Origin of the sequence: Bradyrhizobium sp. 215_C5_N1_1 (genome assembly GCF_052075935.1) — a bacterium.
GTDB lineage: Bacteria > Pseudomonadota > Alphaproteobacteria > Rhizobiales > Xanthobacteraceae > Bradyrhizobium > Bradyrhizobium barranii.
In genome coordinates, this window is the sequence record NZ_CP197228.1 from 6,992,273 (window position 1) to 7,016,148 (window position 23,876).

The 23,876-nt window shown below is 64.9% G+C and carries 21 protein-coding genes; 8 read left to right on the top strand and 13 right to left on the bottom strand.

The genetic code is table 11. The features are described 5' to 3' along the window. Positions 1-32 precede the first annotated feature (32 nt). Positions 33-968 (bottom strand): LysR family transcriptional regulator, encoded by a 936-nt coding sequence (locus AB7G19_RS33500; protein WP_063986632.1) that lies wholly within the window; start codon positions 966-968, stop codon positions 33-35. 98 nt (positions 969-1,066) lie between these two features. On the opposite strand from AB7G19_RS33500, the gene AB7G19_RS33505 reads away from it, so the two are divergent. Beyond that, positions 1,067-1,393, top strand: a complete 327-nt coding sequence (locus AB7G19_RS33505; RefSeq protein WP_028158248.1) for a hypothetical protein — start codon at positions 1,067-1,069, stop codon at positions 1,391-1,393. A gap of 138 nt (positions 1,394-1,531) precedes the next feature. On the opposite strand, the gene AB7G19_RS33510 is transcribed toward AB7G19_RS33505, so the two are convergent. The 3 genes from AB7G19_RS33510 to AB7G19_RS33520 all read right to left on the bottom strand — a co-directional run bounded on the left by AB7G19_RS33510 (position 1,532) and on the right by AB7G19_RS33520 (position 3,641). Then, positions 1,532-2,230 carry a helix-turn-helix transcriptional regulator gene (locus AB7G19_RS33510; RefSeq protein ID WP_085402513.1) on the bottom strand — a complete coding sequence of 233 codons (699 nt, stop codon included), beginning with the start codon at positions 2,228-2,230 and terminating at the stop codon, positions 1,532-1,534. An 87-nt stretch (positions 2,231-2,317) separates the two neighbouring features. Further along, positions 2,318-3,247: an NAD(P)-dependent alcohol dehydrogenase gene (locus AB7G19_RS33515; protein ID WP_085402512.1), complete on the bottom strand. Its 930-nt coding sequence runs from the start codon at positions 3,245-3,247 to the stop codon at positions 2,318-2,320. A 13-nt stretch (positions 3,248-3,260) separates the two neighbouring features. Then, on the bottom strand, positions 3,261-3,641 hold the full coding sequence (locus AB7G19_RS33520) for a nuclear transport factor 2 family protein (protein WP_441268736.1): 381 nt from the start codon (positions 3,639-3,641) through the stop codon (positions 3,261-3,263). Between the two features lie 231 nt (positions 3,642-3,872). Here AB7G19_RS33520 and AB7G19_RS33525 point away from each other — a divergent pair, with 231 nt between their 5' ends. Next, positions 3,873-4,880 (top strand): class I SAM-dependent methyltransferase, encoded by a 1,008-nt coding sequence (locus AB7G19_RS33525; RefSeq protein WP_161495872.1) that lies wholly within the window; start codon positions 3,873-3,875, stop codon positions 4,878-4,880. A gap of 52 nt (positions 4,881-4,932) precedes the next feature. Here AB7G19_RS33525 and AB7G19_RS33530 read toward each other — a convergent pair whose 3' ends face one another. The 6 genes from AB7G19_RS33530 to AB7G19_RS33555 all read right to left on the bottom strand — a co-directional run bounded on the left by AB7G19_RS33530 (position 4,933) and on the right by AB7G19_RS33555 (position 11,004). After that, positions 4,933-7,122: a PQQ-dependent dehydrogenase, methanol/ethanol family gene (locus tag AB7G19_RS33530; protein WP_085402509.1), complete on the bottom strand. Its 2,190-nt coding sequence runs from the start codon at positions 7,120-7,122 to the stop codon at positions 4,933-4,935. A 308-nt stretch (positions 7,123-7,430) separates the two neighbouring features. Next, on the bottom strand, positions 7,431-8,201 hold the full coding sequence (locus tag AB7G19_RS33535; RefSeq protein WP_028158256.1) for a sulfite exporter TauE/SafE family protein: 771 nt from the start codon (positions 8,199-8,201) through the stop codon (positions 7,431-7,433). Further along, on the bottom strand, positions 8,198-9,454 hold the full coding sequence (locus AB7G19_RS33540; RefSeq protein WP_085402508.1) for a CCA tRNA nucleotidyltransferase: 1,257 nt from the start codon (positions 9,452-9,454) through the stop codon (positions 8,198-8,200). The genes AB7G19_RS33535 and AB7G19_RS33540 overlap by 4 nt, the downstream gene beginning before the upstream one ends. Positions 9,455-9,464: 10 nt before the next feature. Next, positions 9,465-9,728, bottom strand: coding sequence for a DUF6111 family protein (locus tag AB7G19_RS33545; RefSeq protein WP_014497409.1), 264 nt, complete (start codon positions 9,726-9,728; stop codon positions 9,465-9,467). Beyond that, positions 9,725-10,396, bottom strand: a complete 672-nt coding sequence (locus AB7G19_RS33550) for a CoA pyrophosphatase (protein ID WP_085402507.1) — start codon at positions 10,394-10,396, stop codon at positions 9,725-9,727. The genes AB7G19_RS33545 and AB7G19_RS33550 overlap by 4 nt, the downstream gene beginning before the upstream one ends. After that, on the bottom strand, positions 10,393-11,004 hold the full coding sequence (locus tag AB7G19_RS33555) for a DUF1285 domain-containing protein (RefSeq protein ID WP_085402506.1): 612 nt from the start codon (positions 11,002-11,004) through the stop codon (positions 10,393-10,395). Before AB7G19_RS33555 ends, AB7G19_RS33550 begins: the two co-directional genes overlap by 4 nt. 258 nt (positions 11,005-11,262) lie before the next feature. On the opposite strand from AB7G19_RS33555, the gene AB7G19_RS33560 reads away from it, so the two are divergent. The 6 genes from AB7G19_RS33560 (at position 11,263) to AB7G19_RS33585 (ending at position 21,423) form a co-directional block, all read left to right on the top strand. Further along, positions 11,263-12,261 (top strand): AAA family ATPase, encoded by a 999-nt coding sequence (locus tag AB7G19_RS33560; RefSeq protein ID WP_071916189.1) that lies wholly within the window; start codon positions 11,263-11,265, stop codon positions 12,259-12,261. After that, positions 12,261-13,205 carry a DUF58 domain-containing protein gene (locus AB7G19_RS33565; protein WP_063985164.1) on the top strand — a complete coding sequence of 315 codons (945 nt, stop codon included), beginning with the start codon at positions 12,261-12,263 and terminating at the stop codon, positions 13,203-13,205. The genes AB7G19_RS33560 and AB7G19_RS33565 overlap by 1 nt, the downstream gene beginning before the upstream one ends. Continuing rightward, the gene (locus AB7G19_RS33570; protein WP_063985165.1) at positions 13,202-16,015 is read left to right on the top strand and encodes a DUF4159 domain-containing protein; all 2,814 of its coding nucleotides are present in this window, start codon (positions 13,202-13,204) and stop codon (positions 16,013-16,015) included. The genes AB7G19_RS33565 and AB7G19_RS33570 overlap by 4 nt, the downstream gene beginning before the upstream one ends. A 7-nt stretch (positions 16,016-16,022) precedes the next feature. After that, positions 16,023-18,086, top strand: coding sequence for a hypothetical protein (locus AB7G19_RS33575; protein ID WP_085402504.1), 2,064 nt, complete (start codon positions 16,023-16,025; stop codon positions 18,084-18,086). 397 nt (positions 18,087-18,483) lie between these two features. After that, the gene (locus AB7G19_RS33580; RefSeq protein WP_085402503.1) at positions 18,484-18,888 is read left to right on the top strand and encodes a DUF2946 domain-containing protein; all 405 of its coding nucleotides are present in this window, start codon (positions 18,484-18,486) and stop codon (positions 18,886-18,888) included. A gap of 147 nt (positions 18,889-19,035) precedes the next feature. Continuing rightward, entirely contained in the window at positions 19,036-21,423 is a 2,388-nt protein-coding gene (locus AB7G19_RS33585) for a TonB-dependent receptor (protein ID WP_085402502.1), read from the top strand. 83 nt (positions 21,424-21,506) lie between these two features. Here AB7G19_RS33585 and AB7G19_RS33590 read toward each other — a convergent pair whose 3' ends face one another. Genes AB7G19_RS33590 through AB7G19_RS33600 form a run of 3 tightly spaced genes read right to left on the bottom strand, consistent with a single transcriptional unit; the run spans position 21,507 to position 23,761 of the window. Then, a complete protein-coding gene (locus AB7G19_RS33590) occupies positions 21,507-21,989 on the bottom strand; it encodes a GNAT family N-acetyltransferase (RefSeq protein ID WP_085402584.1) in 483 nt (160 codons plus the stop codon). A 30-nt stretch (positions 21,990-22,019) separates the two neighbouring features. Continuing rightward, positions 22,020-22,535, bottom strand: coding sequence for a GNAT family N-acetyltransferase (locus tag AB7G19_RS33595; RefSeq protein ID WP_085402583.1), 516 nt, complete (start codon positions 22,533-22,535; stop codon positions 22,020-22,022). Between the two features lie 53 nt (positions 22,536-22,588). Continuing rightward, complete coding sequence (locus AB7G19_RS33600) at positions 22,589-23,761, bottom strand: hypothetical protein (RefSeq protein WP_245344171.1); 1,173 nt, start codon at positions 23,759-23,761, stop codon at positions 22,589-22,591. Between the last annotated feature and the right edge of the window lie 115 nt (positions 23,762-23,876).

The window sequence follows — 23,876 nt, forward strand, 5'->3', positions numbered from 1 at the left end:
TCGGCACCGCTCCACGCCGGGTAGCGGCCAGCTCAAAGCTCGGAGACCAATTCCACCAAGATCTGACGCAGCCACGCATGAGATGGATCGTGATCGTAGGAAGCGTGCCAGAGCAGTGAAACAGCTACGTCCTGCAAATCCACCGGAGGCTGGCTCAGGCTAAGCTTGAGTTCTGTGGCGAACAACCGAGCGAGCCGCGCGTGCATTGTCACGACGACAGGTGCGCGTGCCACCAAGGCAGGGACAGTGAGGAAGCGAGGCGTGGTCAGGACAACCGTCCGCCGCAATCCAAGTTTCTCAAGGGCGTCGTCTACCACGCCGCGCACAGTCCGGCCCGGCCGCAGGCTCGTGAGAACATGAGGTAACCGCACATAATCTTCGAGCGAGATTTGGGCGTCGGTGATGCCCGTTATCTCCTTGTTGAACATGCACAGATAGCTCTCATTGAACAGCAGACGCCGCTTGTGGTGGATCTGGCCCTGAGGAAAGACGTCATAGCCAATAGCGAGGTCCAGTTCGTCGGCATCGAGATCATCCAGAAGTCTCGACGAGTCGATGTTGTAGAGCCGCAGATGGACGCCAGGCGCGACCTCGCGCAGGCGTGCGAGGAGAGCGGGAAGGACCAGGATTTCCATGCTGTCTGGGAGTCCGAACCTGAAGGTCCGCTCTGCCGTCGCTGGATCGAATGCGTCGTCGCGTGAGACAATCGTTTGGATTTGAGACAGCGTAGCCCGCACCGGCTCTACCAGCATCACTGCACGAGGAGTGAGGCGCAAGCCGTCGGGCCCTCGCGTCAGAAGCTCGTCGCCGAACAGGTCACGCAGGCGGGCGAGGTTGTGGCTCATCGCCGACTGACCAATGCCTACACGGCCCGCAGCTCGCGTGACGCTACGTTCGCGAAGCAAGGCATCGAGGTGAACCAGTAGGTTTAGGTCGAGATGGCTTAGATTGACGGCATCGATACCCATCATCGATCCAATCTGTTTGATCAATGAGCATAGGCCGCCCATCTTATGTGGCAAGGGAACGGAGGGCGTGGCCCACCGCCCAGCTAAAGGAGATCAACATGTCAATCCGCAGTAGCCTTTTAGCCGCCACACTAGCCTTAGCCGCTTTTGGAACCGCTCATGCAGATAGCCTCAGGCCAATTCAGGCAAAGAGCATCGATCTCGGCGGGGTGTCCGGCGTCGCCTATTACACCGTTGAGCGCGATGGGTTCCATGTCGTGACGACCCTTGCTCAGGGCGAGACGGGAACGCCAATCCGCGTAGTCTCTGTTCTTGCGCCAGGCCAAAGCGTTGTTCTCTCAACGTCCCAGCAGCCACGTGCGCTTGAAATCAGCCGGGCGGGCAACGAAGTGTTGGTCCGCAAGGCGGCGCCCGTCACAAATTAAGGTTCGAGCCTAGCGGGCGCGGTAATTTTCGGCGCCCGCTCTAACCCCGGAAGGCGTCAGGCGGCCCTCACGCCGGCGATGGTGAAGCGCACCAGCAGGTGATAGCTCGTCGGCATGGCGTCGGACCCGGTGGTGAGATCAGCCGAGAGTCTTGCGACGTTCCGCGTCGACTTGAGCCCGCCATTGCTTGACGAGATCGCGACGGCGACCGGGATAGCGTTCCGTCCTGAGCTTGATCTTTTCTATCCGATCCGCCCGGAATGAGCGGAAGTCCTTTCGCATTTCGCACCAGCCGGCAATGATGCGCCGGGAATCGAAAAAGCCGACGCCAATTGGCCAGATGATCCGCGTGGTCTTCGCGCCTTGCGGGTCGCGATACACAATGGAAAGCTTGTGTTGGTCGCGCATGGCTTGCCGCACGACGCGAAGGTCGACGGCTTCGGGTTGCTTCGGTCTGCGCCCTACGTGAAAGGCACTGTCGTCCAGCTTGTGTTGCAGCTCCGAGGGAAGGACCGCGCCAATTTTAGCGAGCGCGTCACGCGCCGCCAGCGCGAACTCATCATCAGTCTGGCGAGATACCCATTGGGCGCCCAGCGCCAAGGCTTGGATTTCCTGTTCCGAGAACATCAGGGGAGGAAGGAGGAAGCCGGGTTGCAAGACATAGCCAAAGCCAGGCTCACCGTCGATTTGTGCGCCCAAGCCCTGCAAGTCGGCGATGTCGCGATAAATCGTTCGCAACGACACACCCGCCTCAGCCGCAAGGTCGTTGCCCGACACCGGGGTGCGGTGCCGCCGCAAGATCTGCATGAGGTCGAATAATCGTTGGCTCTTCGACATAGACCAAGTCTAGCACGAATCCTGCCAAAAAATGGCAGTAGGCGTCGCGGGCGACGGGCGGCGGGGCTTTACTGGCCCAGACGGCATTTACATCGCTACCAGAGCCTTTCCGGCGAGCATGTGCCCGGCTTCAAGCGCCGCGATGAGCGGGATCGCATCGTTCAGACGCACGGTCTCAGCAACTGGCAAGCGCAGCTTTCCATTCGCCGAAGCGACGGCAAGGCCGTCAAGGATATCAGCCCGCGCGGTGCAGACGATCGGCTTGAGTTTCCGGTTGAAGATCGCACGGATGAACTTGATTGGCGCTGGATTGATATCGAGATACACGCCGCCTTCGCGAAGCAGGCCAACCCCGGCAGCAACCGCCATCGTTCCCGCCGTGTCATACACTACGTCGAAGCGTTCACGGATCTTCGACAGATCGGTGGCCCGATAATCGAAGAGAGGCTGGACGTCCAAGTCACGGGCTCGCTGCATCGCCTGCGCACTGCATGTCCCCGCGACGGTCGCCCCGAACATCTTTGCGAGCTGCACCGTGGCCTCGCCGACAGCGCCGGTGCAGCCGTTGATGAACACCTGGCTGCCGGATTTCAGGGCAGCCTTGTCCACGAGGCCGTTCCATGCGGTGACCCCCGGCGTAGCCAGGCAAGCCGCGTCCTCGAACGAGACTGAATCCGGCCTCCTGGCGACGAAGGTTTGGGGAGCGATGACGGCTTCCCCAAGCGCGCCGCCATGCTTTATCTGCGCCATGCCGAATACGGGATCGCCAATCTTGAAGCGCGTGACACCAGCGCCGACAGCGGTCACGATGCCGGAAAAATCGCTGCCCATGGCACGCGGAAATTTCTTCCCCGTCACCATTTTGAGATAGCCATTGCGCACCTTCCAATCGATGGGATTGATGGCGGCGAACTCGACCTTGACCGCGACTTCGCCGGTCCCCGGAGCCTTCAGCTCGAAGGCTTCGAGCTTCATCGTTTCAGGGCCGCCGTAGCTGTAATATTGAATCCGTTTCATGGTCGATCGTGCCTTAGTGCGGTTGGACGGTCGCCGTGTAGGCGGCGAACGGAGTCGCGTCGTAGATCACTTCGGTCGACGCGATCTTGCCGTTCTTCACCTTGAGGAGTTCCGCGACGACGGCGTTGGCAACCGGATGGGTGTCCGCGCTGTAAACGACGACAGCCTGATCATCGTCGCCGTAGACGGCGAGAACCGTGACCTTCTGGATCATGCGGGCGAAACCCTCGTGGAATTCGCGAAACTTCTGCATGCCGGCGATCCGCCCGCGTGGCGACGTGCAAACAACGTCGTCCGCCGACACGGAAGTAATCGTATCCACGCTCCTGCTGGCGATGGCCTCGATGTAGGTCTTGGCGATCTGCAGCGCCTGGCCGTTGCTCTGGGTTTTCATCGTCTTCCTTTCAGTAAAAATGCCCTGAAAGAAGACCTAGCGCAGGCCAGTGACAGATTCTGGCAGTAGGAAATCGGCGCAGCCGAAGGCGCCTTCGCGCCGCGAGCGGCCTGCCTCGCCTGTGCTGTCCACTGCCCCGGACCTCGCGCTCCGCCAACCTTCATTTGAATGATGACGAGACAATTGGTCGCAACCACTTTCCACCGAAAGGCCTGAATGAGGTCGGGAGAGATGAGCACCTGTCCAGCATGCGGCAGTGGATCAACTGCCAAACTGTTTGAAGTGACCGCAGATCAGGCCTCTCGATCCTTCGTCAGTCCGCGCCAGTATCCGGATCGCTCTCGAAAGTTAATAAGCCACCTGTCGCTGCTCTGGGGCCGCGACACCTGCGATATCCGCAAATGCGCGGATTGCGGATTCGGATTTGCAGATCCGTTCGTCGCGGGCGGCGCCGAGTTTTATAACCTGGCCGCGCCGCACCCTTCCTATCCAACCATGAAATGGGAGTATGAGAGGACGATCGAGGAGCTGAGCGGCCTCGGCACTGCCGGAAAAACGGCGATCGATGTCGGGGCCGGGTTTGGCTATTTTCTCGATCACATCAAGGACAAACTCTTTCGCGCGTCCGATATTTACGCGGTCGATTACAACGAAGCAGCGCAACAGGCCTTGCGATCGAAAGGCTACAAGACCTTTTCGGTCGACCTTCGGGAGGATGGCTTCACTCCGATGAAGGAGGCCTTCGACATCATCTTCATGTTTCAGGTGTTCGAGCACATGGACCGGGTGGATGACGTCTTCGCGCGATTGAAATACCTTCTCAAGGCGCAAGGCTCTGTCTTCATCGCCGTGCCGAATGATATCCGAACGCACTACATGGAGGGCCACGGATCGCTCATCGACATGCCGCCGAACCACATTGGCCGCTGGACGAAGGACGCGTTTGACGCGGTATGTCGACGACACGGCCTGCAATTGAGCATTTGCGAGCGGGAACCATTCAATCTCCTGAAGTTTCTCAGGGAAGACATCGTGGACAGCTTTTTGCGCAGTGCAGAGAAACCGGGCAGCGTCAGTGAGTTCGTGCGCGGCCTGCCGCGAAGCAAAGCGCAGCGGATTGGGCAGGCCGTGATCGCACTTGCGCTTGCACCATTGCGCTTGCCGGCATGGGCCTACGCGGCCAGGAACTCATCGACGCTCGGCAGTGCGCTCTGGGTGAAGATCGACAAAGGCGCGTGATGAGCGGCCACGGTCGAACGGGCCGCTCGCCGCCGCAGCGCCTGCTGACTCATCACCTGCTCTTCGGTCTGATGGCGTCAACAGTTCCCTGTATGAAGGCCTGGAGTTTCCCGACGTCCCCTTCCGTCAACTTGCCGCTGAAATCCGGCATGCCCTGGTCGCGGAATGGACCGTGGAAGAGGATATGCCTCAGATTGGTGATCTCTTCGGCGCTGGCGTAGCCGAGATTGATGATGTTGCCGCCGCGGCCGACGCCAGGCACGCCGTGGCAGGCGACGCAGGCTGCCGCGACATAGATCTCGCCGCCTTCCCTGATGTCCTTCGGATCATACTTCACGCCCTGCAGCAGACCTTCGGTCTGATATTTGACGAACGCTGGCAGCTTCGCCGTGCCGCCGAGTGCGTATGTGTAGATTGTTCCCGGGTTCTGGTACTCGGTCGCGCGGTGCGTCAGGCCGTAGGATCCGCCCCAGCCGACAGCAATCGAGATGTATTGCCTGTCGTCGACCATGTAGGTTGCGGCGGCCGCCACCGCGCCGGTGCCGGTCGGCATTTCCCACAGCTTGGTTCCGTTTGCTGCATCATAAGCGACGAAGCGGCCATCCGCCGTCCCCTGGAAAACCAGGTTGCCGGCGGTGGTCAGCGTCCCGCCGTTCCACGGCGACACGTGCTCGACGCGCCAGACTTCCTTTTGATGCACCGGATCCCAGGCGAGCAGACGTCCGAATGGGGCCGACTTCGGAGGGTTGAAAACGAAACCGATATTCCCGCCCAGCAAGCCGCCGAGCTTGCCCGGCGCAGCAGCATTCTGCGCGAACGACTTTTCCGGCGACAGATTGACCGGGATGTGCTGCGCCGGAAGGTAGACGAGGCCGGTCAGCGGATTGAACGACATCGGCTGCCAATTGTGAGCCCCGTCCGGTCCCGGAATCGACTCGTATTGATCTGCGTCGCGCGCCGCCGGCAGCTCAATCGGCCGTCCGTTGGCGTCGTATCCCGTCGCCCAATTCACATCGACAAAATTCTTCGCCGAGATGAACTTGCCGTTGGTGCGATCGATGACGAAGAAGAAGCCGTTTTTCGGCGCGTGCAGGATCACCTTGCGCGGCACAACGTCGATCTTGATGTCGGCCAGGATCATCGGCTGGGTCGATGTATAGTCCCAATTGTCGCCGGGCGTCTCCTGATAGTGCCAGATATACCGGCCCGTGTCGGCGTTGAGCGCGACGATCGAGCCCAGATAGAGATTGTCGCCACCCGACGGACTGCGAAGCTTGCGATTCCAAGGGCCGCCGTTGCCAGTGCCGACATAGACCATGTTCAGATCGGGATCGAACGTGATCGAGTCCCATGGCGCGCCACCGCCGCCGTTGATCCAATACTTCCCTGAGGGATCCCAGGTCTTCGCCGCGGCTTCCATCGAGGCGTCTTCAAATGGCTTCGATGGATCGCCGGGCACGGTGAACCAGCGCCAGAGCTGATGACCGGTCTCGCTGTCGTAGGCCGTGACGTAGCCGCGCACACCATATTCGGCACCGCTCTGGCCGATCACGACCTTGCCGTTGAAGACGCGCGGCGCGCCGGTGATCGTGTAGGAATGATCGTGATCGATCAGCGTGTCCGTTTCCCAGATCTTGGCCCCGGTCGCTGCATCGAGCGCGATCAGGCGCCCGTCATAGGCGGCTTCGAAGACCTTGCCCTTGTAGAGTGCGAGGCCACGGCTGACAGCGTCGCAGCACCCGCGATAGGTCTTTGACCGGTCAACACCCGGATCGAACGACCAGATTTTTATTCCGGTCCGCACGTCAATGGCATGGACCACATTCCAGGGGGCCGACTGATACATGATGCCGTCGACGACGAGGGGCGTTGCCTCGATGCCGCGCGATGATTCCAGATTGTAACTCCAGACGAGCCCGAGATCCCTGACGTTGTCAGTGTTGATCTGATTGAGCTTGCTGAACCGCGTTTCGGCGTAGTCGAGGCCGACGGTCGGCCAATCCCTGGATCTCTTCGTATTGGCTTCAATGAAGTCGCTGTCGACTCTCGAGATATTCGCCTTGATGCGGTCCGGCTTCGCCTCGGTCCCACTCTGCGCCCATGCACTGGAAGGGAGAGAAAGACCCAGGAGAGCAGGAAAGAGAACAAGAACAGCACTGATCTCCCGGAAGGCAATCTGAATCCTGGACCGATTGCTCGACTTTTTTTCAGGCCATTGGCACTCTGTGTTGGATCGTCCCATGCCTCACCTTCCTCCGTGCATGTCGAGACCACGATGCGTGCGCATGCCTGCGCCCGCTTCCGTTGATATGAAGTCTCAAACCTGCCTCGACGGTGCTACTGAAGCATTTCAGTCCTGACATGCCCGATTGCAGTTGTAAGAAAGCGTCCTGCTTGGCCCACCGGCCGACGGCCGTCATCGGCGGAAATCTTTTCAACCCTCGGCAGTCAGGATCGGCCGTTTCGGCTAGCATTTGGTGGCGTGCAAGCATCGGGACGGAATGTCCGTCCTTGAAAGGACATCGCGAACGCCAATCGGACCGGAGTCATCTATGCGATCAGCGACCTTGCCGCCGCCGAGATCATCACCAGCCCGCCGGTGATGACAGCGACATCGAGGATCGCCGTGTGGATATGCACCGGCATGCGTTCGACAAAAGCCTTTGCGAGGAATGCGCCGGGGATCGCAATCGCGCCGATCAGCAGCGCGAAGGCGAGCACCTGTGCGGTGACGGCGCCGGCCAGCCCGAACACCGAGATCTTGATGAGGCCGGTGCCGAGCGAGATCATCGCGTCGGTCGCGATCACGGCGGCGCCTTCGAGACCTGCGGCCATCAGCAGCGAGAGCAGGATCACGCCGGAGCCGGAGGTGCCGCCGACCAGCACGCCATAGCCGACCGAGCCGGCCGCAAGGCCGGTGTCGCCGATCCTGACCTGGCGGCGGCGGAGCACGCGGCGCAGCGGCACGCTGAGGATCAGCATGGAGCCGATCACGAGCGCGGCGCCCGCATTGGTCAGCCGCGTGTAGCCGTAGGCGCCGAGCGCGGTCGTCAGCGCCGCACAGGCGAGCACGATCAGCGCGCGGCGGCGGTCGGCATAGCGCAGATAGGCGAGCGCACGGCTCGAATTGGTGAAGATCGCGGAGATCGCGATGATCGGCACCACGGGCTCGGCGCCGACCAGCGGCACCAGCACGAGCGGCATCAGCGCGCCGGTGCCGTAGCCGGCGAGACCACCGATGATCGAAGCAAACAACGCCATCAACGCGACCAGCAGGAGCTGAAGGATCGAGATGTCGGCGAAGCCTGAGACGATGGTCACGTTCTCTCATCGCGGCTGACGCGTGCCGCTGCTTGATCGGCGATAGAAGCGAGCGCGGCTTCCTCTAGGGGAAAATCCGCCGCAAGCCAAGCGTCCTCGGCAAGCGTCAGCACATGCCCGAGCGCGGGTCCTTCCGCCATGCCGCGGGCGATGAAGTCGGCGGCGCGAAGCGGAAATTTCGGCGCAATCCAGCGCTGCGGCAGCTCGGCGAGCGCACGCCAGCGCGACGATCCGACGTCGCCGCCGGCCCGCGCCCAGCCGAGCAACACGCGATCGTGATAGCGCTCCGCGCCGAGCCGGTAGAGCAACCGTCGCGCATTGGCCTCGTCCTTGGTGGCGAAGCGCCACCAGCGATGCCCCATCGAATCCAGCGCCTTGCTTTCTACATTGGAGAGCCGCAAGCGCGTGGCGACGCGCTTGGCATCTTCGGTCACGGCGACCGTCAGCGCGGCGAGCCGCCGCGTGCTGCTTGCCGGCAAGCCAAGCTCGCCCTCGATCGCGATCATGGCCGACAGCGGCCCGGTATAGACGACGCCTCCGCTCAGCGCTTGCAGCAACCCGCCATCCGCCATCGCGACCGCAGCGTCAGAGGCACCGTGAGCGACCAGCAGCTTCAGCATCTCCATGCGCACCCGCTCGGCCGACAGGCTCGCAAGACCCGCGCGGCCGCGGATGCAGGCGAGATAGCCGTCGCGGTCGGGCTCGCCGGCCCCGAAGGCGGCGTGGATGCGGAAGAAGCGCAGGATGCGCAGGAAATCCTCGGCGATGCGCTGGTCGGGATCGCCGATGAAGCGCACGCGTCGCGCGGCCGCATCCGCGATCCCGCCGACATAGTCGTAGACGACGCCCATCGCATCGGCCGAAAGTCCATTCATGGTGAAGTCGCGGCGCTCGGCGTCCTTCACCCAGTCGCGGCCGAACGCGACCTTGGCCTTGCGGCCGAAGGTCTCGGTGTCCTCGCGCAGCGTCGTGACTTCGTAAGGCGTGCCGTCGATGACCAGCGTGATGGTGCCGTGGTCGATGCCGGTCGGCACGCTCTTGATGCCGGCAGCCTTGGCGCGCCGCATCACCTCGTCGGGCCGCGCCGTGGTCGCGATGTCGATGTCGCCGGGCACGAGACCGAGCAACGCATTGCGCACGGCGCCGCCGACCACGCGCGCTTCCTCGCCGTTGCCGTTGAGCAGCGTCAGGACGCGCGCCGTCCCGCCAGAGGTCAGCCAGGGCGCATTGGCGAGTAACGGCTCTGCGCTCATGGTCCAGCCCCTATTTTTCCACGCCCGGCACGAGCCTGCCGTTCTCGATATGGGCGGGAACGTAGGTCGAGTCCGGTGCGGCGCCGGAGAAATGCGCGAAGCCGATCAGCCCCGCGATGACAAGCACGAGCGCGGCCAGGACAAGGCGCGCGACGACGGTGACCGGCCAGGACGATCGCGCGAACAGGCCGGAGCGGGTGGCGGCCAGGAACAGCGCATAGACGGCAAAGGGGATGAGGAAAATTCCGATCTCGGTCAGAACCGGCCGGATCATGATGAGTAGATCCGCTCATACAGCACACGCAACATTCCGGCCGTCGCACCCCAGATGTAGCGTTCCGCGAACGGCATCGCGTAGTAAAAGCGCTCCATGCCGCGGAATTCCTTGCTGTGCACCTGGTGGTTCACCGGGTTCATCAGGAAGGATAGCGGCACCTCGAAGGCATCATCAACCTCCGAATGGTTGATGGCGAGCTCGAAGCCGGGCCGCACCTTGGCGACCGTCGGCAGGATGCGGAAGCCGAAAGCGGTGCCGTAGAGATCGAGATAGCCGATCGGCTCGACGAAGTCTCTGGACAGGCCGACCTCCTCCTCGGCCTCGCGCAAAGCCGCATCGAGCGGCGAGGCGTCGGTCGCGTCGATCTTGCCGCCGGGGAAAGCGATCTGGCCGGCGTGGTCGTTGAGATGCGCCGAGCGCTGCGTCAGCAGGATGGTCGGCTCGGGACGGTCGACCACGGCGATCAGGACCGCAGCCGGCCGCACCGGCTGCTCGCGCGCGACGATCTCGAGCATCTTGTCGGTGCCGGGATCGCCCGAGGCGGGGATGACGTTCGGATCGTAGAGGCCGGGCGGCACGTCGAAGCCGAGCCTCGCCCGGGATCGGGCGAAGAAATCGGCCGCGCCGATCACGACCGGACCGCTCTTCAGGATAGGCTTGTTCAAAGTGCGGCCCTCACCTGCTCCGCGTCGGCCATGGCGAAGAATTCGCCGGCCGACTCGACGCCGAACATCGGCTGGCCATCGACCATCCGCTCCTCACCCATGTCAACCAGATCGTAGTAGAGCGCGCGGGTAACCTTGGCCCAGAGATCGGCGCGGACATGCAGGTATGGTGTCAGCCCGCCCTCCCTGGCCTGCTCGAAGCGCAGCCGGTGCGCGGCATCGCAGGTGACCCAGTCGTCGACATTGGTGCGGAAGCGGAGCACGCGATGGTTGTCCTCGCCGTCCTGCTGCATCTCGACCGCCATGAACGGCGCGTCGTCGACGCGGATGCCGACCTTCTCCACGGGCGTGACGAGGAAATGCTTGCCGCCCTCGCGCTTCAGGATGGTCGAGAACAGGCGGACCAGGGCGTGTCGTCCGATCGGCGTGCCCATGTAGAACCAAGTACCGTCAGAAGCGATTCGGATGTCGAGATCGCCGCAAAACGGCGGATTCCACAGATGCACCGGCGGCAGGCCCTTCTTGGCGCCTTCGGCATCGGCGGCACTTTTGGCGGCGGCAGTCAGCCCCTCAAGACCTCGATCGGCGCTCTGCCCTTGGTTCGCCATGGTTTGCCCTGACTTTGTCTGTTGGCACGATTGGTGCAGGTTTTACGTTGTACCCGGGTGCGCGGTTCCACACCGGATTAACCCGGTGTGGAGGTCGCCACTTCGTGATGCCCTACATATCCCTAAGCCGATAAGGTGGGGATAGGTTAATTCAACGAATACATGGCCTTCCTGCAAGTCTAGCATAGGGCCCATGTGCGACTTGTGATGATCTGACGACGCAAGCAGGCCGCGTGGCGGACTTTAAGGAGCTGACGGATGGCGGAAAGTGTCGAGAAACTGGAAGACGGAATCGTCCGTTCGGCCGAGCAGGTGTCGAGCCAGATTCGCGCGGCGAAAGACGCAATCGCGTCCGTCATCTTCGGCCAGGATCGGGTGATCGAGAACACGCTCGTCACCATCCTCTCCGGCGGTCATGCGCTGCTGATCGGCGTGCCCGGCCTCGCCAAGACCAAGCTGGTCGAGACGCTCGGCATCACGCTGGGCCTCGACGCCAAGCGCATCCAATTCACGCCCGATTTGATGCCGTCGGACATTCTCGGCGCCGAAGTGCTCGACGAGAGCACCGCCGGCAAGCGCTCCTTCCGCTTCATCTCCGGTCCCGTGTTCGCGCAGCTGCTGATGGCCGACGAGATCAACCGCGCCAGCCCGCGCACGCAGTCGGCGCTGCTCCAGGCGATGCAGGAGCAGCACATCACCGTCGCCGGCGCGCGTCACGACCTGCCGAAGCCGTTCCACGTGCTCGCCACGCAAAACCCGCTCGAGCAGGAAGGCACCTATCCGCTGCCGGAAGCCCAGCTCGACCGCTTCCTGATGGAGATCGACGTCGACTATCCCGATCGCGACGCCGAGCGCCGCATCCTGTTCGAGACCACGGGTGCCGAGGAGACGCTGGCGAAGGGATCGATGAACGCAGATGCGCTGATCACTGCGCAGCGGCTGATCCGCCGTCTGCCGGTCGGCGATTCCGTGGTGGAGGCGATCCTGTCGCTGGTCCGCTCGGCCCGTCCGGGCGAGGAGAGCGGCGAGACCGGCAAGTTCATCGCCTGGGGTCCCGGCCCGCGCGCCAGCCAATCCTTGATGCTCGCCGTGCGCGCACGCGCGCTGATCGACGGACGCCTGGCGCCCTCGATCGACGACGTGCTCGACCTCGCCGAGCCCATATTGAAGCACCGCATGGCGCTGACGTTCCAGGCGCGCGCCGAAGGCCGCACGATTCCGGACGTGATCAAACAATTGAAGGCTCGGATCGGTTGATGGCCGCAGACAACGGGCACACAGCGAAGGAGATCATCGCGATCCGACGTGCCGATGGCGAAAGCCGTACGCTCGCCGCTTCGCTGCCGCGCCTGGTGCTCGAAGCCCGCCGTATCGCCGCCAACGTCATCCACGGCCTGCACGGAAGGCGCCGCGCCGGTTCCGGTGAAAATTTCTGGCAATACCGCCGCTTCGTCTCCGGCGAGCCGGCGCAGAACGTCGACTGGCGCCGCTCGGCGCGCGACGACCATCTCTATGTGCGCGAGCTTGAATGGGAAGCCTCGCACACGGTCTGGATCTGGCCCGATCGCTCGCCCTCGATGGCGTTCGCCTCCAAGACCGCGCGCGAATCCAAGCTCGAGCGGACGCTGATCGTCGCCTTCGCGCTGGCCGAGCTGCTGGTCTCGGGCGGCGAACGCGTCGGCATTCCCGGACTGATGGCGCCGACCGCGAGCCGCAGCGTCATCGACAAGATGGCGCAGGCGATGCTGCATGACGATGCCGACCGGCTGAGCCTGCCGCCGTCCTTCGTGCCTTCCGCGCTCGCCGAGATCATCGTGCTGTCGGATTTCTGGTCGCCGATCGCGGAGATCAAATCCACGCTCGCGGGCCTGTCCGGCTCCGGCGCGCATGGCACGATGGTGCAGGTGGTCGATCCCGCCGAAGAGTCGTTCCCTTATTCCGGCCGCGTCGAGTTCGTCGAGCCCGAGGGCTTCGGCGTGATCACGGCGGGCCGCGCCGAGAGCTGGGCGCAGGACTACACCGCGCGGCTCGCGCTGCACCGCGACCAGATCCGCGCCGAGACCAGCAGACTCAACTGGCTGTTCACGACCCATGCGACCGACCGCTCCGCCGCCGAGCTCTTGCTGTTCCTGCATGCCGGCATGCAGGTGAGCAAATCGGGCACCCGCACCACGACGATCAAGGTGGGGCCGGCCGCATGATGGGATTGCCGCTCGCCTTCACCGAACCGCTGCTCCTGATCGGCCTCGTCAGCCTGCCCGTGCTGTGGTGGCTGCTGCGCGTGATGCCGCCGCGGCCGCGCCGCATCGAGTTTCCGCCGACGCGCCTGCTGTTCGACATCGCACCTCGCGAAGAGACGCCCTCGCGGACGCCGTGGTGGCTGACCGCGCTGCGGCTCCTGGCTGCGGCGCTCGTCATTTTCGCCGCCGCCGGCCCGATCTGGAATCCGCAAACAGGCGCCGCCGGCAGCAAGGCGCCGCTGATGATCATGTTCGACGACGGCTGGAGCGCCGCATCGCACTGGGATGTCAGGGTCAGGGCCGCCGACGAGCTGATCGCCAATGCCGACAACGACCGCCGCGCAATCGCGCTGGTGCCGCTGTCCGAGCCGAACCGCGACATCACCCTGATGCCGGCGGGTGCGGCGCGCGTCGCACTGCGCCAGCTCGCGCCAAAGCCCTACTCGATCGATCGCGTTGAAACCCTGACCGCCATCGACCGCTTCCTGAAGGCCACCGGCGACTGCGAGATCGCCTGGCTGTCAGATGGCGTCGATACCGGCCGTGGCGAGGATTTCGTGCAGGGCCTGGGCAAGACCATCGGAGATCGCAGCTTGACGGTGTTCGAGGGCGGCACGTCCTCCCCGCTGGCGCTCGTCGCCGCCGAGAACGCCGCCGCCAAGATGACGGTGAAGGTGCTGCGCACCGACAGCGGCATCGCCGTCGGCACCGTGCGCGCGCTGGACCAGAAGTCCTCACCGATCGGCGAAGCGCGTTATTCGTTCGGCCCGCAGGACAAGGAAACCGAAGCCTCGTTCGACCTGCCGGTCGAGCTGCGCAACGACATCACGCGGCTCGATATATCGGGCGAGCGTTCGGCCGGCGCGGTGCAGCTGCTCGACAAGCGGTGGCGCCGCCGCGCCATCGGCATCGTCACCGGCACGACCAGCGAGACCGCGCAGCCGCTGCTGGCGCCGACCTTCTACCTGACCCGTGCGCTGGCGCCGTTCGCCGACGTGCGGCTCGCCGACCGGGGCTCGCCGCAGCAGGGCATCACCCAATTCCTCGACCAGAAGCTGCCGATGATCATCCTCGCCGATGTCGGCACCGTCGCTCCTGAAATCCGCGAGCGCCTCAACGCCTGGATCGACCAGGGCGGCGTGCTGGTGCGCTTCGCCGGTCCAAGGCTCGCGCAGGCCGAGGACGATCTCGTGCCGGTCAAGCTGCGCAAGGGCGGCCGCACGCTCGGCGGCAGCCTGACCTGGGAGAAGCCGCAGCATCTCGCCGCCTTCGCGGCGAACGGCCCATTTGCCGGCGTCGCCGTCCCCAAGGACGTCACCGTGAACCGCCAGGTCCTGGCCGAGCCCGACGCGGTGCTCGCCACCAAGAGCTGGGCCTCGCTGGAAGACGGCACGCCGCTCGTCACCGGCGAGCATCGCGGCAAGGGCCTGGTCAGCCTGTTCCACGTCAGCGCTGACATGCGCTGGTCTGACCTGCCGATGTCGGGCACCTTCGTCGAAATGCTGCGCCGGGTCGTCGACATGTCCGGCTACACCGCCAAGCCCGGGCCCGGGGTCGCGGCCGAGGCGAGCACCGAGACGGTGGCGCCGCTGCACATCCTCGACGGCTTCGGCGCGTTCGGCCCGCCACCGGCCACCGCAAAGCCGCTGCCTGCGGATTATCGCGACCGCGCTACGCCTGATCATCCGCCCGGCTTCTATGGTCCGGCAGAAGGACCGCTCGCCGTGAACACGCTCGCCGCTTCCGACCGCATCGCCGCGCTGAACACCGCAGGCCTGCGCGCCCGGCACGCGACCTACACCAATGCCGAGCCGCGCGACCTGCGCGGCTGGCTGCTGTCGACGGCGCTCGCACTGTTCCTGATCGACGCCATCATCGTCGCGGTGCTCGGCGGCGGGATCGCCGCGCTGCTGCGCCGGCGCGCCGCGACAGCCATGATCGTCGTCGGGCTGGCGCTTGCAGGCCTGGTGTCGCTTGCGCCCGCGCCGTCGCGCGCCGATGGCGCGTCCGACGAGTTCGCCATGAAGGCGGTGTCGCAAACCCGCCTCGCCTATGTCGTCACCGGCAATGCCGACGTCGATTCCATCGTCAAGGCCGGCATGTCCGGTCTGACGCAATTCCTTGCGCAGCGCACCGCGCTGGAAGCCGGCGATCCCGTCGGCATCGATCCCGGACGCGACGAGCTCGCCTTCTTCCCGCTGATCTACTGGCCGATCGTGCCGGGCGCGCCCAAGCCGCCGCAGGATGCCATCAACAAGATCGACGCCTACATGAAGCAGGGCGGCACCGTTCTGTTCGACACCCGCGACGCGATCGAAGCGCCGCCCGGCGAGAACGGCGCCGCACAGACCCCGGGCATGCAGACGCTGCGCGAGATCCTGTCGTCGCTCGACGTGCCTGAGCTCGAACCGGTGCCGCGCGAGCACGTGCTGACCAAGACTTTTTATCTGCTGCGCGACTTCCCGGGCCGTTTCAGCACCGGCCAGACCTGGGTCGAGGCCTTGCCGCGCGATGAGGACGACGACAGCGCGCAGCGGCCGGCCCGCGGCGGCGACGGCGTCTCGCCCATCATCATCACCTCGAACGATCTGGCCGGCGCCTGGGCGCAGCGGCTCGACGGTCAGTTCATGCTGCCGATGTCCGGCGGCGACGCCCGCCAGCGCGAATTCGCCTACCGCGCCGGCGCCAACATCGTGATGTACACCCTGACCGGCAACTACAAGGCCGACCAGGTGCACGCACCGGCCCTGATCGAACGGCTGGGGCAATAGGATCGACATGAATTACGGCATTGCGTTCACGCCGCTTGTTCCCACGATCGTCCTGTGGCTCGCGCTCGCCGCGATCGTGGTCGTTGCGCTCGTGCTGCTGGTGGCGCGTGCGCGCGGTGCAGCCGTGCGCGTGGCCGCGCTGGCGCTGTTCCTGCTGGCGCTCGCCAATCCCTCCTTCACCCGCGAGGACCGCGATCCGCTCACCTCGGTCGCCGCCATCGTGGTCGACAAGAGCCCGAGCCAGAATTTCGGCAACCGCAATCGCGAGGCCGCGCAAGCGCAGGAAGCGCTGGTCGACAGCCTGAAGAAGATCAAGGGCCTCGAGGTCCGCGTCGTCGACGCCGGACAGGCCGATGGCGAGACCGACGGCACAAAACTGTTCGGAGCGCTGGCCACCGCGCTGTCGGACGTGCCGGTCGACCGTGTCGCCGGCGCGTTCCTGATCACCGACGGCCGGGTCCACGACATCCCGGCCAACACCGCCGGGCTCGGCTTCCAGGCGCCGGTGCACGCACTGATCACCGGGCAGAAGGACGAGCGCGACCGCCGCATCGCGATCACGGCGGCGCCGCGCTTCGGCATCGTCGGGCAGACCCAGACCATCACCTATCGCCTCGACGACCAGGGCGTCACCGGCGAGCGCGCCAAGGTCACGATCCGCAGGGACGGCGAGGTCCTGGGCGAGCGCACGCTGGGAAGCGGCCAGAGCGCAAGCGTCGACGTCGACATCAAGCATGCCGGGCCGAACATCGTCGAGATCGAGGCCTCGCCGCTCGAGAAAGAGCTGACGCCGGTGAACAACCGCGCCGTCGTCGCCATCGACGGCGTGCGCGACAAGCTGCGCGTGCTGCTGGTCTCGGGCGAGCCGCATTCCGGCGAGCGCACCTGGCGCAACCTGCTGAAGTCCGACGCCAGCGTCGACCTCGTGCACTTCACCATTCTGCGTCCGCCGGAGAAGCAGGACGGCACGCCGATCAACGAGCTGTCGCTGATCGCGTTTCCGACCCGCGAGCTGTTCCAGCAGAAGATCAACGAATTCCAGCTGATCATCTTCGACCGCTATGCCCGCCAGGGCGTGCTGCCGATCGCCTATTTCGACAACATCGCGCGCTATGTCCGCGCGGGCGGCGCGGTGCTGGTCTCGGCCGGCCCGGACTATGCTTCCAACACCAGCATCTGGCGCACGCCGCTGGATTCGGTGCTGCCGGCAGAACCCGTCGGCGTGACCGAAAAGCCGTTCTATGCGCATCTGTCGGAGATCGGCAAACGCCATCCGGTCACGCGCGGCCTCGAAGGCTCCGCGAGCGAACCGCCGCGCTGGAGCCGGTTCTTCCGCACCGTCGACACCCGCAATGCGGTCAACCCGCCGGTGATGACGGGCGTCGACGGCAAGCCGCTCCTGTTCCTCTCGCGCTTCGGCGAGGGCCGCGTCGCGCTCTTGCTCTCCGACCATATCTGGCTGTGGGCGCGCGGCTATGAAGGCGGCGGCCCGCATCTCGATCTCTTGCGGCGGATGTCGCACTGGCTGATGAAGCAGCCTGACCTCGATGAAGAGGCACTGCGCCTCCAGGTGCAGGGCAAGGACCTCGTCGTGGTACGCCAGACCATGTCGGACAGCGTCCAGCCGGTCAGCGTGACCTCGCCGTCGGGCGTGTCGCAGGACCTGACGCTCGCGCCTGCCGATCCCGGCGAGTGGCGCGCCAGCCTGCCGGCCAGCGAGCTCGGCCTGTGGCAGGCGACCGACGGCACGCTGAAGGCGCTGATCAATGTCGGTCCGACCAATCCGAAGGAGTTTTCGGAAGTCACCTCGACGACCGAAACCCTGAAGCCGCTGACGCAGGCGACCGGCGGCAATGCCGTGCGCGTGGTCGACGGCACCAGCGTCGAGCTGCCGCGTATCGTGCCGGTGCGTTCGGCGAGCGTCTTCGCTGGCGATGGCTGGATGGGCGTGCGGATGCGCGACGCCAGCGTCGTGAAGGGCGTCGGGGTGCTACCGATCTTCGCCGGCCTGATCGGCCTGCTGCTGCTGCTCGGCGCGTTTGCCGCGACCTGGGTCCGCGAAGGGCGCTGAACTCCCGAAGCGAGATGAGACTCGCCTAGCACCGCGACGGCGGTGCGTTCCCTCCCCCCTTGCGGGGGAGGGCTAGGGAGAGGGGTGGCCCAGCAAAAGGTGCCGATTGTTAGCGATGCATCGCGTATGATTGCGCGACGGAAAGAGTCCCCGTGCGGCACCCCTCTCCCTGCCCCTCCCCCGCAAGGGGGGAGGGAACGGACAGAGCCCGCTGTTGGCCCAACTCGATTCAACTTCAACCCATCGCGCTCTAGTTGCCCGAACGACACATCGGTTCGGCTGCCTGCGCGCGTTGGTCCGCTCGCTGTTGACATCCGCTGATCGATGCTGCGATGTTACATTATAACATCACGAGATCAGGGGAATTGATCCTCGCGATGTGGGGTGGCTTTTCCAGATGAAGTGGTTCCGGTCGAATATCAGGCACGGCGCCCGGCTCGCGTTGTTCGCGATGCTGGTGCAGTTCGCGTTGACGTTCGGCCACAGCCATTGGTTCGCCCAGGCCACCCCCCTCGCCCTGTCCTCGCTTCAGCAGACCGACAACGGCAAGAGTATCGCTTCGAGTGACCGCGCCGCGGTCCAGAAGCAATCGCCCGCCGGCCCTGACCGGGAGCAGCCGGGCGAGGACAATTGCGCGATCTGCGCCGTCGTCGCGATGGCGGGCACCGTCGTATCCGCGACGCCGCCTGTGCTCCTGCTGCCGCAGGCGATCGAGCTGCTTCAGCTCACCACCGATGCCGAGTTCGTCCATCTGAAATCGGCCGGCACGGCGTTCCAGCCCCGCGCCCCTCCCGCGTCCTGACTCCAGACATCACTTGATCACGCCCGGCTCGCCGCTTTCAGGCGAACGCACGGGAGAAGCTGAAGTCGAATTCCGTCGCGCTGCGACGGCAGGCCGCCTCCGATCAGCACCAAATCTTGCGGACGGCGCCTGACTGGAATCAGGACTATGTCATTTGAATTGCGACGCGCGCAGCGTCTGGGTGGAGCAAGCCTGCTCCTGCTCGGCGCCGCCGCCACATCGGCGCTCGCCCAAGAGCCGGTACAACAGACTGCGCAAGATAAATCGTCGACCGAGATCCCCGCCGTCACCGTGACAGCGCCGAGCCCGATCGTGCGCAGGGTGGTGCCGACCCGCAGCCCGGTCCATGTCGCGCGCACCGGACGGTCGCGCGGCCAGCAACGCACGGCGGAAGCAACGCCGGCGGCGCCAGCGACGGCCGCCACGCCCCAGCAGGGCGTGCTGCCGATCGTGACCAACCAGTTCGCCACCGTCACCGTGGTGCCGAACGAGGAGATCCGCCGCGAGGGCGGCGGCCAGCTCGGCGATCTGCTGTTCTCCAAGCCGGGCATCACCGGCTCGAGCTTTGCGCCCGGCGCCTCCAGCCGGCCGATCATCCGGGGCCTCGACGTCAACCGCGTCGGCATCGTCGAGAACGGCACCAATGCGAACGGCGCATCCGATCTCGGCGAGGATCACTTCGTCCCGATCGATACGCTCGCGACCAACCAGGTCGAAGTGGTGCGCGGGCCGGCCGCCTTGCGCTACGGCTCGACCTCGATCGGCGGCGTCGTCAGCGCGACCAACAACCGGATTCCGGACGCGCTGCCAACCTGCGGTGCCCAGCCGTTCCAGAGTTATGGCATGCCGGTGAAGGCGCCACTCGCAACCGCCGGGACATCGCCCTGCGTCACGGCCGAGACACGTTCCGCGTTCAGCTCGGTCGATCGCGGTGTCGAGAGCGGCGTGCTGCTCGACACCGGCGCCGGCAATTTCGCGTTCCATGCCGACGTCTACGGCCGCAACACGACGGATTACGGCATCCCGAGCTACCCCTATTTGACCGACCAGACCCGGACCATCACAAACGGGCGCCAGCCCAATTCGGCGTCGCGCACGGACGGCGCCTCGATCGGCGGCTCCTACTTCTTCCAGGGCGGCTATATCGGCGCGTCGATCACGCAGAACGACTCGCTCTACCATATCCCCGGCATCGACGGCGCCGACCACAACACCCGGATCGACGCGCACCAGACCAAGATCAACGTCAAGGGCGAGTACCGGCCCGATGCCGCCGCGATCGACACCATTCGCTTCTGGGCTGGCGCCACGGATTATCGACACAACGAGATCGGCCTTGCCGATCCCGCCGATCCCAACACCGACGGTGTGCGGCAGACCTTCACCAACAAGGAGCAGGAGATCCGCACCGAGGTGCAGTTGATGCCGTTCAACGCGCGCTTCGCCGAGGTGACGACGGCGCTGGGCTTTCAGGTCGGCCATCAGGAATTGACCGCGCCGAGCCCTGACAATCCCGGTACGCTGTTCAACGGCCTGTGGGACCCCAACAACAACACCCGCGTTGCCGCTTACGCCTTCAACGAGTTCAAGTTCACGGACGCGACGCGAGCCCAGATCGCCGGCCGCATCGAGCATGTCGAGCTGCACGGCACGACGCCGAACTTCCCGCCGGATTATCTACCCGACGGCACGCCGCAGGTGGGCATCGCACGCAATCCGTCCTTCACGCCGAAGAGCGGCAGCATCGGCCTGTTGCAGGACCTGCCGGGCGGCATGGTCGGCAGCATCACCGCACAATATGTCGAGCGCGCGCCGAAGCCGGCCGAACTGTTCTCGCGCGGTGCGCATGATGCGACCGCGACGTTCGACATCGGCAATCCGAACCTCACGATCGAGACCGCTGAGTCGGTCGAGGTTGGACTGCGCAAGGCGACGGGGCCGTTCCGGTTCGAGGCGACCGTCTACTACACGCATTTCGACAATTTCATCTTTCGCCGCCTCACCGGCGTGATGTGCGACGACAGTTTTGCGTCCTGCGGCACGCCGGGCGCCGAGTTGAACCAGGCCGTCTATTCGCAACGCAATGCCAATTTCCGCGGCGGCGAATTCCAGTCGCAGCTCGACGTCGGCGCATTCCAGGGCGGCATCTGGGGCATCGAGAACCAGTTCGACGTGGTGCGCGCCACCTTCACCGACGGCACCAACGTGCCGCGCATTCCGCCGCTGCGGATAGGCGGCGGCGTGTTCTGGCGCGACGACAACTGGCTGATGCGCGTCAACCTGTTGCACGCTTTCGCGCAGAACAACGTCGCCGTGATCGCGGAGACGCCAACGCCGGGCTACAATCTGCTGAAGGCCGAGGTCAGCTACAGGACCAAGCTCGATCCGCGTCTGTTCGGCGCGCGCGAGATGACGGCCGGCATCGTCGGCAACAATCTCCTCAACGAAAACATCCGCAACTCGGTGTCCTACACCAAGGACGAGGTTCTGATGCCCGGCATCGGCGTGCGGGCGTTCGCCAACTTCAAGTTCTAGTCGCGACTCAGTCGGGGCCTGCGGGCCCCGGCACAGGCGCGTTGAGTGAGCCGTAGCCCGGATGGAGCGGAGCGAATTCCGGGCTACGGGCTGCGCGTCAGCCGCTTCTCGAAGCGCCACTGATCGACGGGGAACGGCCCGTTCGAGGTGTCCGTCATCATCACGAAGGTGCCGGCGTTGCGCCAACCGCTCTTCTCGTAGAACCGCGCAGCGCGCGCGTTGCCGACGGCGCAGGCGAGCCACGCCAGCTCCACGCCGCGCGCGGCAAGGCGGGCCTCTGCGTCGGAGATCAGCGCCGCGGCCACGCCCGCGCCGTGCGCCTTCGGCGATACGAAGAGCTGATACAATTCGTCAGCCCTGACTGCGCAGAAGCCGAGCGGCGCGCCGGCCGGGCCGACGACGCGGATGTCGGGAAGCATGACCGCCAGCCGATCGCGAAAATTCGGGAGCGTGCGAAGGCGGACCAGTTCTGGCGGCGCAAGCGAGGCATGCGACCCATGCCAGGCATCGTGCCACAGCTGAGCGATATGATCGACTTCACCGGCATCAGCGGGCCGCACCTGCATCATGGATACTCCGCAAGAGGTATCGTAGCCCTAGCCTCGCGCCTTGCTCCAGTCGGGCGTTACCTGCCCCGACACGCCCTCGAAAGCGCCGTCGACGAGCTCGAACACCAGGATGCGCGCGGCGTCGACCGGGCCCGGCATGGTGACGCGGCCCTTCGGCACCGGCTTGAAGCCGACACGGCTGTAATAGGGCTCGTCGCCGACCAGCAGCACCAGACGGTGCCCCTTCTCCTTGGCGTCCTTCAGCGCGCGCTCCATCAGGAGACGGCCGATGCCGCGGTCGCGGAACGGCGGCTCGACGGTGAGCGGCCCGAGCAGCAGGGCCTGCGTCTCGCCGACCAGCACCGGCAATTGCCTGACCGAGCCGACCAGCAGCGTGCCGATGCGGGCCGTGAAGGACACATCGAGCAGATGGTCGACGTGCTCGCGAATGCGGTAAGCGCTGAGCACGAAACGGCCGGGGCCGAAGGTGCGCTCGTGCAGCCGTTCGATCGCCTGGGCGTCGCCGGCGGCTTCCGGAAGGATGGTGAGCGAGAGATCGGTCATGTCGGCATGCGTCTTCGAGCGAAGTGGTTTCAGGTTCGCGTCAGGAAAACGCGTCAATGCGAGATGCGGGATAACATCTCAGACGGCCGCGGTCCATCGGCCTCGTGGGCGATAAAACCCTGTGCCGGACCGCGGCTGAGGACGGCCGCGAACAGCAGCGTCCAGAGCGACAGCATCAGGATCGGGATGACATAGTACTGCGTGAAGACCGGATGCGTGGCAAAGAACGCCAGATTCAGCGCGAGATTGCCCGCCACCAGCAACGCGAGTTTCCTGACGCCGCCATGGCCGGCGAAGCGCCACAACAGCGCGGTCCCGACGCAGGCGATCACGATCAACGGGAACTGCGTGTCGCGGAGATAGGCCAACAGCACGGCCGGGTCGAGACTCCGCGGGGCCGTATCCTGGCCGCCATAGGCCGAGACCAGCGGATTGCCTGAGTTGACCAGGTTCGCCGCGAACACCGGCAACAGCCCGACGAGGAACGAAAGGCCGAGCGCGAGTCCTGAAACGAACGTCTCGCGGGTACGCCAGATCAGGAACGACAATCCGAAGAACAGGAAATAGCCGGCCGACAGAACCACGTTGGCGATCCGAAAGCTCGCGGACAGGCCGAGCAGCACGCCGACGGCAGCGACCATCAGCAGGCGGCGCCGGCCTTCATCGACGAACAGTCTTGCGGTGAACAGACCCGCCAGCGCGCAGACGACCATGGTCGGCGCCATCGAATAGCTCGCCTTGGTCGGATTGATCATGAAGTAGATCGAGAGCGCGCCGAGCAACGCGGCGAGCGTCAAGCCGACCTTCTCCTGCGCCCGCCACATGCCGAACAGCGCAAGGCCAGCGACGATCGCGTTGGCCAGCATATAGAGCGGAACGACCTGGAACCCCTCCGGGAACAGCGCCAGCACGAAGCCCGTGCCCGGCGGCGGCGTCATCACCCATTTGCTGCCGTCGGCAGTCTGGGTGTGGCAGGGTGCCCGCGTCGGTTCGTTCCAGTTCGGAAAATCGATACTTCGCAACTTGGCCGCGAGATAGCCGTCGGTTTCACGGGCGAGGCTGGTGTCGAGCCCTTGCCAGCCGAAGCGCTGGAACAGATGCGCCTGCCTGAGATAGCAGATGTCGTCATAGACGCCGCGGCTCTCGCTCCAATGCGAGGTCAGCCTGATGTTGCTGGCCAGAATTGCCAGAAACACAATTGAAAAAAATACTTTGACAGCTCTCATCGGCATTCGCCGGGCGGCCCCCGCAGCTTGAAATGGCCCGCCGCCTGTACAGGAAAAGCACCGGCAAGTATAGCAAAGTGGGGATTCTGGAGGTGAGGCAGACGTGGCCGATACG

Bases quoted from the DNA above. Each gene is read 5' to 3' on its own strand.
- AB7G19_RS33575 (WP_085402504.1), top strand. From the start codon at position 16,023: ATGAATTACGGCATTGCGTTCACGCCGCTTGTTCCCACGATCGTCCTG.
- AB7G19_RS33580 (WP_085402503.1), top strand. From the start codon at position 18,484: ATGAAGTGGTTCCGGTCGAATATCAGGCACGGCGCCCGGCTCGCGTTG.
- AB7G19_RS33530 (WP_085402509.1), bottom strand. From the start codon at position 7,122: ATGGGACGATCCAACACAGAGTGCCAATGGCCTGAAAAAAAGTCGAGC.
- AB7G19_RS33545 (WP_014497409.1), bottom strand. From the start codon at position 9,728: ATGATCCGGCCGGTTCTGACCGAGATCGGAATTTTCCTCATCCCCTTT.
- AB7G19_RS33600 (WP_245344171.1), bottom strand. From the start codon at position 23,761: ATGAGAGCTGTCAAAGTATTTTTTTCAATTGTGTTTCTGGCAATTCTG.
- AB7G19_RS33570 (WP_063985165.1), top strand. From the start codon at position 13,202: ATGATGGGATTGCCGCTCGCCTTCACCGAACCGCTGCTCCTGATCGGC.
- AB7G19_RS33585 (WP_085402502.1), top strand. From the start codon at position 19,036: ATGTCATTTGAATTGCGACGCGCGCAGCGTCTGGGTGGAGCAAGCCTG.
- AB7G19_RS33560 (WP_071916189.1), top strand. From the start codon at position 11,263: ATGGCGGAAAGTGTCGAGAAACTGGAAGACGGAATCGTCCGTTCGGCC.
- AB7G19_RS33595 (WP_085402583.1), bottom strand. From the start codon at position 22,535: ATGACCGATCTCTCGCTCACCATCCTTCCGGAAGCCGCCGGCGACGCC.
- AB7G19_RS33540 (WP_085402508.1), bottom strand. From the start codon at position 9,454: ATGAGCGCAGAGCCGTTACTCGCCAATGCGCCCTGGCTGACCTCTGGC.
- AB7G19_RS33520 (WP_441268736.1), bottom strand. From the start codon at position 3,641: ATGAAAACCCAGAGCAACGGCCAGGCGCTGCAGATCGCCAAGACCTAC.
- AB7G19_RS33525 (WP_161495872.1), top strand. From the start codon at position 3,873: ATGAGCACCTGTCCAGCATGCGGCAGTGGATCAACTGCCAAACTGTTT.
- AB7G19_RS33510 (WP_085402513.1), bottom strand. From the start codon at position 2,230: ATGTCGAAGAGCCAACGATTATTCGACCTCATGCAGATCTTGCGGCGG.
- AB7G19_RS33590 (WP_085402584.1), bottom strand. From the start codon at position 21,989: ATGCAGGTGCGGCCCGCTGATGCCGGTGAAGTCGATCATATCGCTCAG.
- AB7G19_RS33505 (WP_028158248.1), top strand. From the start codon at position 1,067: ATGTCAATCCGCAGTAGCCTTTTAGCCGCCACACTAGCCTTAGCCGCT.
- AB7G19_RS33555 (WP_085402506.1), bottom strand. From the start codon at position 11,004: ATGGCGAACCAAGGGCAGAGCGCCGATCGAGGTCTTGAGGGGCTGACT.
- AB7G19_RS33565 (WP_063985164.1), top strand. From the start codon at position 12,261: ATGGCCGCAGACAACGGGCACACAGCGAAGGAGATCATCGCGATCCGA.
- AB7G19_RS33500 (WP_063986632.1), bottom strand. From the start codon at position 968: ATGGGTATCGATGCCGTCAATCTAAGCCATCTCGACCTAAACCTACTG.
- AB7G19_RS33515 (WP_085402512.1), bottom strand. From the start codon at position 3,247: ATGAAACGGATTCAATATTACAGCTACGGCGGCCCTGAAACGATGAAG.